Source organism: Bradyrhizobium sp. KBS0727, assembly GCF_005937885.2.
Taxonomy (GTDB): Bacteria; Pseudomonadota; Alphaproteobacteria; order Rhizobiales; family Xanthobacteraceae; genus Bradyrhizobium.
In genome coordinates, this window is sequence record NZ_CP042176.1 from 2,114,883 (window position 1) to 2,127,681 (window position 12,799).

Consider the following 12,799-nt stretch of genomic DNA (forward strand, 5'->3'; position numbering starts at 1 on the left):
ATCACAACGTGGCGCAATAAAGCATAAGCTCTTCGGTGAATTTGGCTTCGTGGAGTTTGTCGCGATCCAGACTCGCTCCAGCTACGGCATCGATTGCTTTAAGTGCCTTGTCGAACAGCGCGTCAGCTTTTGAGGAGTCCCAGAGGCTGTCGCAGATAGCTTCGCAGTACTTATCCATTGCATTCGCGTTCCATTTCGGAATTGGACTTTTGTTGCCCAGCAATCGAACAGCCAACAGAATTTGGAATCTTGCAACCTTGTATTTGCTGTCAACCTTCTGATTTCGGAAAAGAAACTCCAGCAAGTACAGCGCGTAAGCTGAGGTGTAATAGGGGTAGAGCTTGTGCTCGTGAATGAAGATGTCCTTGCCGACACGTTCCGAAAGACTCCTATAGCGGCGAACCGTGCTGTGAGGTTCAGCAAGAAACATCGCCGAAAAGGCTCGAACAGCATTCGTTTGAAGCACGACACGGGTTTTCTCTATCGGCAGGCCATCGTATTGGCGAGAGCGTCGCTCATAGTACAGTCTCTTTCCTTCCGGAAAATTCTTGAAGAATGCTTCAAGGTGTCGGGCGAATGTGGTGATAGCAAAGAACTGCTCGCTGGTGACCTCAGTCTGTTTGTTTGTTGCGTGGATAATGTCTTCGATCACTTCCTCGTCCTGCGTCCAGATCAGACGCAGCGGCACGAGGACGGATGCATCGAGATTCTCCCGGTTTTCAAACAGTACGTGGCTCGTCTGACAGCCGTTCACGATCTGAAAATCTTCAATGACGAACTTGCTGCCGGTGTGCGTCATATTCCTAGCAATGATCGTGATGCCGTTGTTCATCAACACAAACCGCTTTCGGCGATCCGATTGCAGAGTTGAACGAATTTCATCGTTTACGTCGTTGTATCCCTGCCAGTCCCGGACGTTGTCATAAAACACGCTTCGCACAATTTCGTCATTGTCGCAGACAATCGGAAGATAATGCTGAGCGGGTATGAAGCCGACAAACGCCTCCCTCACTCCCGGAATCTCAGGGATGTCCTGTCGGCTGGAGAATACAAACTCTCGCGAGATGGAATTCTTAGAGAATGTGTATAGCTTTAGGATGTCCGCAGCTCCGACGAGGCTCACTCCCACATCACTAAAGTACTCTAACGATGTAAGCTCCTCCGTCACCTTCGCGGACCGAGCTGCTAGGGACGCATCGCCAACCACCTTTCCCGTGGTCACGTAGTAAAGTAGACAAGCGGGATTGCCCCGTTTGAACTTGCTGCTCCTCGCGTAAATTGCGCGCATGATCTCAACAAATTCCATGATGCGTGCATTACGCGGTTCTTTGGTGCTGGGATCAAAAAACTCGCCTACCCCGTAACCAAAGCTTCCCAGCTTGGCGGCCTCGAAGTTGGACCCTCGGTCAGCTTGAACGAAGATGAACACGACATCCAAGTAATCGGGATTGTCGCCGAGCATATCCTCAAGCTGATCTTTGTCTGTAACGAGAATTCCATTCACGACAATTCCGATAGCGTCGATGCCGAGGTCCCCACCTGCGCCTACGACAATTTCTTTTGGGTCGAAGGTCTCCGAGTAATGTCGCTTTACAACGATGAACCCGCAGAGGTGCTCAAATCGCTTATCTTCCTGCAATGCTTCGATCTGGAATTCCTTGGAAAACTCGGCCAATAGACCTTCAGTGATCATATCCACGATGTACCCCCTCCGAATGGCTAACTGAAGCCGATTCGCGAGCAGTCACGATGGCACAATGCAGGGTAGCAATACGAGGATTCCGGCGTTCTCCCGGCTATTCACAGGGCTGCAAATCAAGGGTGATCGAGACCGGCAAGGCGCTGGTGATGGAAGCTAAAGGGGCTGGGCCGGGGACGCCAATTCGTACCCGTGCGCGCCGAGGCGCGAAAGCGCCGTCTCGAACCATGAAATCCCGTATGCGGCCATCCTTCGAGACGCAGGCTTCGCCTGCTCCTCAGGATGAGGAGAGACGCTGCTACCGCAACGCCGCCAGCAATTCGTCGGGCGCCTCGACCATCATCATGTGGCCGGCGCCCGGCAGCACCACGGTGCGGGCGTTCGGCGTCGCTGCAGCCAGAGTCTTGCCGGCCTTGGCTGGAGTCATCATGTCGCGTTCGCCGAGCACGAACGTCGTGGGCACCTTGACCTGCGCGGCCGCGGCGAGCGCGTTCTGGTAGGCGTTGCAGGCGTTGAGATCGCTGAACAACACGCCCGGGCGCGACTGCTGCAGCACGCGCTGGGCGCCCTGATGCATCCATAGGCCCGGTGCGAGACTGCCGCCGAGCTCCGCCTTGAAGCCGAGGCCCCAGATCGACACCATGTCGAAGGCATCAGGATCGTTGACCTCGGCGGCCTTGAGCAGATCGGGGCCGACGGCCATCGTGGCGGCGGTTCCGATCAGGCCCAGACCGGAAACCTTATCGGAGTGCCGCGCCGAGGTCTCAAGCGCAATCAGCGAGCCCATGGAGTGGCCGATCAACCTGGCTTTCGCCGCGCCGGCGGCGGCGAGCAAAGCCGCGGTCCAGTCGGCCATGTCGGCAATCGTTGGCAGTGCGTCGCCAGACGAACGGCCATGAGCCGGCAAGTCCGGCGCCAATACCGAGTAGCCGTGATGGGCGAACCACCGGCTGTGCAGCGCCCAAGTCGAATGATCGAAGCCGGCCCCGTGCAGCATCACGACCGCCGGCAGCGACGGATCGAACGGACGGCCGCCGGTGGCAGCAAACGTGTCAATTCCATTGACGGAAATCTGCATGGCTCACACCTTCTGCGATGCGCGGAGCGCCTGGCTGAGATCGTCGATGATGTCGGATACCGTCTCGATGCCGACCGACAGCCGCACCAGTTCCTCGCCGATCCCGGCAGCCTTCAGCTGCGCCGCGTCCATCTGTTGATGCGTGGTGCTGGCGGGGTGAATCACCAGCGTCTTGGCGTCGCCGACGTTGGCGAGATGGCTGATCATGCGCAGCGACTCGATGAATTTCTTGCCCGCCGGCCGGCCGCCCTTGATGCCGAACGAAACGATCGATCCCGCGCCACGCGGCAGCAGCGTCTTGGCGAGTTCGTGGTCGGGATGATTTGGAAGGGCGGGATGCAGCACCCACTCGACCGCCTTGTTGGCGGTGAGCGCTTCCAGCACCGCGAGCGTATTGGTCATGTGGCGCTCCATCCGAACGCCCAGCGTCTCGACGCCTTGCAGCAGCTGGAACGCATTGGTCGGTGACAGGCAGGCGCCGAAATCGCGCAGGCCTTCGGTGCGGGCGCGCATGATGAAGGCGGCCTGGCCGAACTGCTCGTCGAAGACGATGCCGTGATAGCCGGCATAGGGCTCGGTCAGGACGGGGAATTTGCCGCTAGCGTGCCAGTCGAAATGGCCGCCGTCGACGATGACGCCGCCGATCGCGATACCGTGGCCGCCGATCCATTTGGTCGCGGAGTTCATCACGATATCGGCGCCGAGCTCGATCGGCCGGCTGAGAAACGGCGTCGCAAAGGTGTTGTCGATCAGGAGCGGAATTTTGGCGTCGTGCGCGATCTGCGCGACGGCTGGAATATCCAGCACTTCCAGCCCAGGATTGCCGATGGTCTCGCCGATCACCAGCCGCGTATTCGGTTTGATCGCGGCGCGGAATTCGTCGAGCGCGCGAGGCTTGACGAAGGTAGTCGTGATCCCGAAGCGCGGCAGCGTGTGCGCCAAGAGATTGATGGTGCCGCCATAAAGTGAGGAGGAGGCGACGATGTGATCGCCGGCATTGAGCAGGGTCGCGATCGCCAGATGCAGCGCCGCCATGCCGCTCGCGGTGCAGATCGCGCCGACGCCGGCTTCCAGCGCCGCCAGCCGCTCTTCGAGCACCGCGGTCGTCGGGTTCGAAATGCGCGTATAGATGTGCCCGGCGCGTTCGAGGTTGAACAGCGCCGCGGCATGGTCGGAATCCTGAAACACATAGGATGTGGTCTGGTAGATCGGAACCGCGCGGGCGCCGGTGGTGGGATCCGGGCGCTGGCCGGCGTGCAGGCTCAACGTTTCAAAAGCAGGCGGCTTGGGTGCGGGCATGGAGAGCTCGTCAGGTCGTTGGGTCTTGGATGGATGTTTGGCCGTTCAGACGTGTACGGCGGTGCGGACGCGGCCGGCATTGCCGAACACGCGCAGATAACGCTCGACCTCGGAAGCCGATCCGGTGGCCTTCTCGGGATTGTCCGACAGTTTGACCGCAGGCCTTCCGTCGACCGATGTCACCTTGCAGACCAGCGAGATCGGATCGAGATCGGCCGATCCATCCGGCGCGCAGCCGACGAAATCATTGGTGAGATTGGTTCCCCAGCCGAAGGAGATGCGGACGCGGCCGGCAAAATGTCGATACGTCTCCTCGATCGAGCCGACATCCATGCCATCGGAGAACACCAGCAGCTTCTCCCTGGGATCGCGGCCCTTCTGCTTCCACCATTTGATGATGTCTTCGCCGGCCGTGATCGGCGGCGCACTGTCGGGACGAAACCCGGTCCAGTCGGCGACCCAGTCGGGCGCGTCGCGCAGGAACGGCTTGGTGCCGAAGGCGTCGGGCAGGGCGATCAGCAAGTTGCCGCCATAGGTGTGGCGCCATTGATCGAGAATGCGATAGGGCGCCCAGCGCAATTCGGTATCGTCGTTGGCAAGGGCCGCTGCGACCATCGGCAATTCATGCGCGTTGGTGCCGATCGCCTCGAGATCGTTGTCCATCGCCAGCAGCACGTTGGAGGTGCCGGTAAAGGAGGAGCCAAGCCCCTCCTTGACGGCCTCGACGCACCAGCGCTGCCACAGGAAACCGTGGCGGCGGCGGGTGCCGAAGTCGGACAGCCGCAGGCCGTCCAGCTTGCGCAGCCGCTCGACCTTGGACCAGAGCTTGGCCTTGGCGCGGGCATAGAGCACGTCGAGCACGAAGCGGCCTTGTCCCTTGGTCGAAGCCCGCGAACGCAGCTCGTTCATGATCGCAAGCGCCGGGATCTCCCACATCGTGGTGTGGGTCCACGGCCCATGGAAATGCAATTCGTACTGGCCGTCCACCTTGCGTAGTTCGTATTCGGGCAGGCGGAAATTGGCGAGCCAGTTGATGAAATCGGGCGAGAACATCTGGGTCTTGCCGTAGAACGTATTACCGGCGAGCCAGATCAGCTCCTTCTTGGCGAACCGGATGGTACGGGCGTGGTCGAGCTGGGCGCGCAACTCGCCCTCGTCGATCACCTCGGCGAGCCGCACGTGCTTGCTGCGGTTGATGACCGAGAAGGTCACCTGCTGTTCCGGGTAAAACTCCCGGATCATCTGCAGCATCAAGAGCTTGTAAAAATCGGTGTCGAGCAGGCTGCGCACGATCGGATCGAGCCGCCAGCCATGGTTGTAGGTCCGGGATGCGATATCGGTAACTGCCATGAGGGAACTCTACCGTGCCGGAGGCCGCTCAACCAGTGGGTTTTGGCCGCGACATGGCTGATCAGCGCGCGATATCCTGCCGGATACGGCCAATCGTCGCGTGGATATCGGTCCAGGCGGGCTTGTCCGGGGCAAATTGTCGCCGCAGATACGACGCCAGTTCAGCGACCTGGCCGTCGGTAAAACTGTCCTTGAAGGCCGGCATGTAGCCGAGGTCGGACGAGGCCGGCGCCGTGATGCCGTGGAGAATGACCTGAACCAGGTTATCCGGATGTGCGCTGTGCAGATTGCTGTTCAGCGCCAGCGACGGCCGGCTGCCGAACAACGGCGCGCCGCCGACCTCGTGGCATACCGCGCAGGCACCCTGGTAGAGCCGGGCGCCGACGCTGGCTGCCGGCATCGTCCTCGTGCCGGTCGCGGCTTCGAACTTAAGGGCGAGGGCATGCTGCGTCGGCTGGTCGACGGCGGTCTCGTTGAAGGAAGCGAGATAGACCGCCATGGCGCGAATATCCTGGTCGGGCAGCGCGCCCAGTTCCTTGACGACAGGCGCCATCGGTCCCGCCGCGACACCGTGGAGGCGGGATTCGCCCGAGCGCAAATAGGCGAACAGTTCGTCCTCGCTCCATGGGATCGGCGCCTGCGACAGCGATGTCAGCGGCGGCGCCTCCCAGCCTTCGGCAAATCCGCCGGCGAGATAGGCATTCGCCTGTTCCGCCCCGAGCGCGTTGCGCGGCGAATGGCAGGCGCTGCAATGGCCGAGGCCTTCGACCAGATAGGCGCCGCGATTCCAGATCTCGGATTTCGCGGGATCAGGCTGGAACGTCGTCGGCTTGTGGAACAGCGCGTTCCATCCCGCCATCAGCGGCCGCAAATTGAACGGGAACGTCAGCGCGGTTGGTGGCGTGTCGGATAGCACCGGCGCCTGCGCCATCAGATAGGCATAGAGCGCCTGCAGGTCGGCGTCGCTGGTCCTGGCGAAATGCGTGTAGGGAAAGGCTGGATAGAGATGCCTTCCGTCGCGATGAATGCCTTCGCGCATCGCGCGTTCGAAGGCGGGATAGGACCATGCGCCGATGCCGGTTGCGACGTCGGGCGTGATGTTGGTCGAATAGATGGTGCCGAACGGCGTTGGCAGTGGCCGGCCGCCGGCATTGAGAATGCCGTTTGTGGCAGTGTGGCACACGGCGCAATCGCCGAGCGCTGCGAGTTGCTGGCCGCGGGCGACGGTCGCCGCCGAATAGACCGAGGCATCCGGCCGCGCGATCGGCGCGATCGATCGCCACGGCAGTACGGCGGCGCCGATGCCTACCACGGCGGCGCACAGGGCGGCGGCGGTTGCGAGCGCGCCGCGCCGGATCGCAAACGGATTCTGCCATATCCGCGAAGGCGACGGCGCGGGGGCAGGCGCAGCCAACGCCGCTGGCGGCGCGGATTCTTCACCGCGCAATCCCTTCAAGATGCGTTCCGGCGTGAACGGCAATTCGCGAAACCGGACGCCGGTGGCATCGTAGATCGCATTGGCGATGGCGGCGGCGCTGGGGACGGACGCGGACTCACCGACGCCGAGCGGCGGCTGGTCCTGGCGCGGCAGCATTAACACGTCAATTTTGGGCACGTCAGGAAATTTGATGATGGGGTAGGCGCCCCATTCCCGCGCGGTCACCGACGAGCGATCGAACGAGACTTCCTCCATCAGCGCGCGGCTGGTCGACTGGATGACGTTGCCGTGGATCTGGTGACGAACACCGTCCGGATTGATCATCAAGCCGGAGTCTTGCCCCGCGACCACGCGGGTGACGCTGACGTCGCCGGTCGCCTTGTTGACGGCGACGTCCGCAATCCATGCCGACCACGCCGCGCCGTAGCCTGGAAACTTGCTGTGGACATAGAGCGCATAGGCGAAGCCGCGCCCGCGCACGATATCGCCCTCGGCTTCAGGCTCCTGCCAGACCGGCCGCGGCTTCCAGCCGGCGCGCTCGGCGACGGCGTTGACGAGATCGATTGCGCGCGAATCCTTGAGATAGCGCAGGCGATACTCGATCGGGTCGACGCCGGCCTCAGCCGCGACCTCGTCGATCCAGGATTCATGCGCGAACGTATTGGGCAACGCCGAGACGCCGCGCAGCCAGGAAGCACGCACGATCGGCGGCATGTCATGCGCGACCACGCGCAGGTTGTCGTAGTCATAGGGCGGGATCGCGGTGCGGTCGCCCATCTCGAACACGGCCGGCGTATTCGGGACTTCGCCAGTCAGCAACAGCGCCAGCGTCGGCGCGCCATTCGACGGATAGCGCGTCGCAAAGTCATAACCGGCGACGCTGCCATCGGCGTTCATCCCGCCATTGACATCCATCAACTGCGCCGTGCCCTTCGGCTCCCAGGCGTGTTCCTGCTCGCGGGTCAACTGAACGCGGACGGGGCGGCCGACGGCACGCGACAGCAGCACCGCATCGGCTGAAACGTCATCCGCACAGTTGCGGCCGTAGCATCCGGCGGCTTCCAGCCGCATCACCTCGATCTCGGCTTCGCGCCGGTGGATCAACCGCGCCAGCTCGGTGCGCAGATGGTGCGGATTCTGCGTGCCGGACCAGACCCGGGTCTGGTCGTCCTGATAATCGGCGACCGCGCAGGAGGGGCCGATCGAGGCATGCATCTGATACGGCCAGACATAGGTCCGCGGCATGGCCTTGGCGGCAGCGGCAATCGCCGCATCGACGTCGCCCTTGTCGATCAGCGTCCGCGGCTCCGAAGGATTGGCGCGCAGCGCGGTCGGGATGTCGCCGAGATCGGGCAGGACAGGCGTCGGCTTCCACGTAACCTTCAACTGCGCGGCCGCCTTGATCGCGTTCTCCTCGCGCTCGGCGACGACGCCAACGAAATCGCCGATCCTGACCACGGCGACCAGTCCGGGAATATCGCGGACCGAACTCTCGTCGACGGCGATCAGGCTGGTGCCGACGAAATCGCCGGCATCGACGCCGGCATAAGGCGGGCGCACGACCCTTCCATGCAGCATGCCGGGGACGCGGACGTCGTGGACGTAGACCAGTTCGCCGGTCGCCTTGGCCGGCAGATCGACGCGCGGCACCGATTGCCCGACGATGGAATAGGCGCCGACGTCCTTCACGGGGATATCGTCTGCCAATTCGAGGCGGATGGTTTCGCCCGAGATCAATTCGCCATAGCTGACGCTGCGGTTATCCCTGCCGCGGACCAATCCGTCTTCGACGGTGAGGTCTTCGACCGCAAGTTCCAGTCGTTCCGCCGCACGTGCGACCAGATACTGGCGTGCCTGCGCCGCGGCCTTGCGCAGCGGCACGGCCGTGATCTGAATGGTTTCGCTCGCGATTGTCGCGCCCTGGTTGGGGACGAGCGAGGTGTCGCCGAGCACGACCACGACGCGGGCAAAGGAGACATCGAGCTCTTCGGCGACGATCTGCCCGAGCGCGGTGCGAATGCCGGTGCCGAGATCGACATGGCCGTTATAGGCGGTGACCGATCCGTCGGCGGTGATCCTGATAAAGGTTTCGAATGTGACGGCCTCGACCGGCGACGCGGGACGAACAACCGTCAGTGTTCCCTGCGGTCGTTCGTTGGTCGCGGGAGAGTCCGGCGCGGCCATCAGGTCCGCGCCTCAACGGCATAACCGGCGGCGCGCATCGCCGCACGCATGATTTCGATATGCGCGCCGCAGCGACAGAGATGGTGGCGCAGCGCTTCCATCACCTCGGCTTCGGAAGGGCGAGCGCCGCGGTTCAGCAGTGCCTTGGTGCTGATGATCATGCCGTTCAGGCAATAGCCGCATTGCGCGGCCTGTTCACTGATGAAGGCCTGCTGCACCGGATCGGGATGTTCGCGCGAGCCGAGCCCTTCGAGCGTCACGATGTCGCGGCCAACACAGCCTTCGATCGGAATGACGCAGGAGCGCGCCGCGACGCCGTCGATCAGCACGGCGCAGGCGCCGCATTCGCCGAGCCCGCAGCCATATTTTGGTCCGTTCAAAGCGAGGTCGTTGCGCAGCACATAAAGCAACGCGGTGTCGGGAGCGGCATCGACGTCGCAGGTCTTGCCGTTCACGGTCAGGCGCATCTTGCTCTGCGTCATGCTCCCTATGCCTCTCGCTGCGCTGCAAAATCCCGCGCTGGATGCGAGGGAAAGATACCGTTTGTGTACAAACGTGCAAGCCGCGCGTTCCCGCGCCGCTGCGCACTGCCCGCTTTATGAACAAGGGGGCGAGGCAAATGAGTTTTTATGCGGCAATCCGGCATTTTCGCTTTCCATGCCGCTTGACAGGATTTCGGTCCACGCGCAACATCGTTCGTATACGAACAATTGATCGCGTCCGCGACGTCGCGGCTGCGATCGCGGCCTCCCGAACTGCAGGCTTGTTCATGACTGACGTTTCGACCGCCGCCATTGGCGACAAGATCCGCTGCGATGCCTGTCCGGTGATGTGCTACATCAAGCCGGGCGCGGCGGGCGCGTGCGATCGCTATGCAAATCACGACGGCGAACTGGTACGCGTCGATCCGCATATCGTGCTGGAGCGAACAGTATCGCACGGTGGACAGCTGGTACCGTTCCAGGCCGGCGGCGACTGGGATGGCAAGCTGGTTCACGAACCCAGTGTGTTCGTGACCGCGATCGGCGCCGGCACCACCTATCCCGATTACAAGCCGGCGCCCTTCATCGTCTCCTCGGAAGTCGATGGCGTCGACATGGTCACGGTCGTGACCGAAGGCATTTTCAGCTATTGCGGCGTCAAGGTGAAGATCGACACCGACCGCTATCTCGGCCCGGAGACGGCAACCGTCCGCGCCCAAGGCGAGGCGATCGGCCATGTCACGACCAGCGAATACGGCTCGCAGATGCTGTCGCTCGGCGGCGTGCACCATCTGACCGGCGGCTCCAAGAAGGAAGGCCGCGTCACCTGCGACGCGCTGATGGACCTTTCCAATTGCAAGCCGGTGGAACTGACCATCGATGGCGGCGCCACGGTGGTGGTGCAGGCGGGCTATCCGCCCATCGTCAACGGTGTGCCGGAAGAGCGGATGCGCGTCGGCTGCGGTTCGGCGACGATCGGCATGTTCGCCAAGCAATGGCACGGCAAGGTCGATGAGGTCGTGGTCGTCGACGACCACATCACCGGCGTGCTCTCGGAGCATCAGGCCGGCAAGCTGCTCGATATTCCCGATACCGGGATCAAGATGAAGGGGCGGCGCTCGACGCCGGGCCGTTACTTCCAGGTTGCTGAGCCCGGCACCGGCTGGGGCGGCACCAAAATTTCCGATCCGCTGTCGGTGCTGGGGCCGTTCGATCCCAAGGAGGCGCGGCCGGGCCTCACGATGTTGATGGTCTCGACCACCGGTGAGCATGCGGCCTATTATGAACTCGACGAGGCATTGCGTCCGGTCGAACGCGAGATGCCGCTCGATCTGAAACTTTCGGTCGAGCGTATTCAGGAAAATTGCGAACCGGCGCTGTGCACGGTGCTGTTCATGGGCGGCGCCGGCGGCTCGCTGCGCGCCGGCGTGACCGATAATCCGGTGCGGCTGACGCGATCGGTCAAGGACGCGCTGACGCGGGTCACCAGCGGCGGCGCGCCGGTTTACGTCTGGCCCGGCGGCGGCATCACCTTCATGGTTGATGTCACCCAGATGCCCGCCGGTGCCTTCGGCTATGTGCCGACGCCGGCGCTGGTCGCGCCGATCGAATTCACGCTCAAACTGTCTGACTATGCCGCCCTCGGCGGTCATATGGATCATGTCCGTCCGCTGGCATCGCTACGCGACAATACCGAAACCCGGCCGATGCCGCACATCCCGGGGCGGCGCGCATGACACGCCTCCCGCAAATGGCGCTTCTTCCTGACGGCAAGCGGCTGCATTTGCAGGATGGTCCGATCGACCTGATCATCGAGGCGAAAGGCCGCGACGCGGACGTGCGCGCTGCCTATGAGGCCGCGGCTCATCGCTTTACCGGCCTGCTCGATGAACTCTGCGCGGAACTGGCTGAATTGCGCCAGCCGGCCGATCCGGTTCGTTGCACACTGCAAGGCATCGTTGCGCGCCGCATGCATGCTGCCGTGGCGCCGTTTGCCGCCGATCACTTCATCACGCCGATGGCAGCAGTGGCGGGTTCCGTGGCGGAAGAAATTCTTGGCGCCATGCTGGGCGCGGCGCGGCTTGACCGTGCCTATGTCAACAATGGCGGCGACATCGCATTGCATCTGGCTGACGGCGAACATTTCACCGTCGGCCTGATGGACCGGCCGGACCGGCATGGCCTGCTGCGCGCGATGACGATCGACGCCGACGATCCGGTTCGGGGCGTTGCGACCAGCGGACGCCGTGGCCGCAGCTTTTCGCTCGGGATCGCCGACGCCGTCACCGTGCTGGCCCGAACGGCGTCGCAGGCCGATGCCGCTGCCACCATCATCGCCAATGCCGTCGATCTGCCCGGCCATCCCGCGGTCGTCCGTTGCCCCGCGAACGAATTGCAGCCCGACAGCGATCTCGGCGCGCGCCTTGTCACCCGCGACCTCGGCGCACTCGGGAAAAACGAGGTCGGGGCGGCGCTGAGGGCAGGGGCCAGCCGGGCGCAGCAATTGTTCGCGGCCGGATTGATCGAAGGCGCCGCCTTGCGTCTACTGGGCGAGACGGTTGTAGTGGGAACGACGGCAATCGGGACACGCGCGTTGTCGGCGCTTCGTAGAAGCGCGATACAGGGTACGATGCATGTCTGATCGGGAGCGAGGCGAATAAATGAGCGCGATCATTCGCAAAATCGTCACGGTGGTCGAGGAGACCCATCTGGAGATGGGGCAAAAGGTCGCGCCGCCGACACGGCGTGCGGCCGCGATCGCCGTGATCGAAAATCCGTTTGCCGGCCGCTATGTCGAGGACCTCTCGCCCTTGATCGCGATCGGCGAGGAACTCGGCGAGTTGCTGTCGAAAAAGGCGGTGGCGGCGCTCGGGATCGACGGCGCCAAGGCGCACAGCTACGGCAAGGCCGCTGCCGTCGGCGAAAACGGCGAGCTCGAACACGCGGCCGCGATCCTGCATCCGAAGATGGGCGCGCCGGTGCGCAAGGTGCTGGGCAAGGGGGCGGCGCTGATCCCGTCGTCGAAGAAGCGCAGTGGCCCTGGAACCACGCTGGACATTCCGCTCGGCCACAAGGACGCAGCGTTCGTGCGCAGCCATTTTGACGGCATGGAAGTGCAGATCAACGACGCGCCGCGCGCCAACGAGATCATGGTCGCGGTGGCGGTGACCGACAGCGGCAGGCCATTGCCGCGTGTCGGCGGATTGACGGTTTCTGAGGTCAAGGGCGAAGACGGATTAAGATAGTTCATCGGACACTGGAGGGTTGAG

9 protein-coding genes are annotated in these 12,799 nt (G+C 63.0%); 3 read left to right on the forward strand and 6 right to left on the reverse strand.

Features of this window, described 5'->3' with window-relative positions; genetic code table 11:
* Window position 1 precedes the first annotated feature (1 nt).
* From FFI89_RS09715 to FFI89_RS09740, 6 genes are all read right to left on the reverse strand, one after another.
* The gene (locus tag FFI89_RS09715; protein ID WP_246669492.1) at window positions 2–1,693 is read right to left on the reverse strand and encodes an AIPR family protein; all 1,692 of its coding nucleotides are present in this window, start codon (window positions 1,691–1,693) and stop codon (window positions 2–4) included.
* Window positions 1,694–1,997: 304 nt separating this feature from the next.
* Complete coding sequence (locus FFI89_RS09720) at window positions 1,998–2,777, reverse strand: alpha/beta fold hydrolase (RefSeq protein ID WP_138835054.1); 780 nt, start codon at window positions 2,775–2,777, stop codon at window positions 1,998–2,000.
* Window positions 2,778–2,780: 3 nt separating this feature from the next.
* Window positions 2,781–4,076 carry an O-acetylhomoserine aminocarboxypropyltransferase gene (locus FFI89_RS09725; RefSeq protein WP_138835055.1) on the reverse strand — a complete coding sequence of 432 codons (1,296 nt, stop codon included), beginning with the start codon at window positions 4,074–4,076 and terminating at the stop codon, window positions 2,781–2,783.
* Between the two features lie 45 nt (window positions 4,077–4,121).
* The gene (pncB, locus tag FFI89_RS09730) at window positions 4,122–5,426 is read right to left on the reverse strand and encodes a nicotinate phosphoribosyltransferase (protein WP_138835057.1); all 1,305 of its coding nucleotides are present in this window, start codon (window positions 5,424–5,426) and stop codon (window positions 4,122–4,124) included.
* A 61-nt stretch (window positions 5,427–5,487) separates the two neighbouring features.
* Window positions 5,488–9,048: a molybdopterin cofactor-binding domain-containing protein gene (locus tag FFI89_RS09735; RefSeq protein WP_138835059.1), complete on the reverse strand. Its 3,561-nt coding sequence runs from the start codon at window positions 9,046–9,048 to the stop codon at window positions 5,488–5,490.
* Window positions 9,048–9,530, reverse strand: a complete 483-nt coding sequence (locus tag FFI89_RS09740) for a (2Fe-2S)-binding protein (protein ID WP_138835061.1) — start codon at window positions 9,528–9,530, stop codon at window positions 9,048–9,050. Before FFI89_RS09740 ends, FFI89_RS09735 begins: the two co-directional genes overlap by 1 nt.
* Before the next feature lie 287 nt (window positions 9,531–9,817).
* On the opposite strand from FFI89_RS09740, the gene FFI89_RS09745 reads away from it, so the two are divergent.
* The 3 genes from FFI89_RS09745 to FFI89_RS09755 are packed head-to-tail and all read left to right on the forward strand — an operon-like array spanning window position 9,818 to window position 12,775.
* A complete protein-coding gene (locus FFI89_RS09745; RefSeq protein ID WP_138835063.1) occupies window positions 9,818–11,266 on the forward strand; it encodes a 6-hydroxynicotinate reductase in 1,449 nt (482 codons plus the stop codon).
* Complete coding sequence (locus FFI89_RS09750) at window positions 11,263–12,171, forward strand: UPF0280 family protein (RefSeq protein WP_138835065.1); 909 nt, start codon at window positions 11,263–11,265, stop codon at window positions 12,169–12,171. Before FFI89_RS09745 ends, FFI89_RS09750 begins: the two co-directional genes overlap by 4 nt.
* A 19-nt stretch (window positions 12,172–12,190) precedes the next feature.
* Window positions 12,191–12,775: an amino acid synthesis family protein gene (locus tag FFI89_RS09755; RefSeq protein ID WP_074826004.1), complete on the forward strand. Its 585-nt coding sequence runs from the start codon at window positions 12,191–12,193 to the stop codon at window positions 12,773–12,775.
* Window positions 12,776–12,799: the final 24 nt, after the last annotated feature.

Coding starts and splice junctions, on each gene's coding strand:
- FFI89_RS09715 (WP_246669492.1), bottom strand. CDS start 1,693: ATGATCACTGAAGGTCTATTGGCCGAGTTTTCCAAGGAATTCCAGATC.
- FFI89_RS09720 (WP_138835054.1), bottom strand. CDS start 2,777: ATGCAGATTTCCGTCAATGGAATTGACACGTTTGCTGCCACCGGCGGC.
- FFI89_RS09725 (WP_138835055.1), bottom strand. CDS start 4,076: ATGCCCGCACCCAAGCCGCCTGCTTTTGAAACGTTGAGCCTGCACGCC.
- pncB (WP_138835057.1), bottom strand. CDS start 5,426: ATGGCAGTTACCGATATCGCATCCCGGACCTACAACCATGGCTGGCGG.
- FFI89_RS09735 (WP_138835059.1), bottom strand. CDS start 9,048: ATGGCCGCGCCGGACTCTCCCGCGACCAACGAACGACCGCAGGGAACA.
- FFI89_RS09740 (WP_138835061.1), bottom strand. CDS start 9,530: ATGACGCAGAGCAAGATGCGCCTGACCGTGAACGGCAAGACCTGCGAC.
- FFI89_RS09745 (WP_138835063.1), top strand. CDS start 9,818: ATGACTGACGTTTCGACCGCCGCCATTGGCGACAAGATCCGCTGCGAT.
- FFI89_RS09750 (WP_138835065.1), top strand. CDS start 11,263: ATGACACGCCTCCCGCAAATGGCGCTTCTTCCTGACGGCAAGCGGCTG.
- FFI89_RS09755 (WP_074826004.1), top strand. CDS start 12,191: ATGAGCGCGATCATTCGCAAAATCGTCACGGTGGTCGAGGAGACCCAT.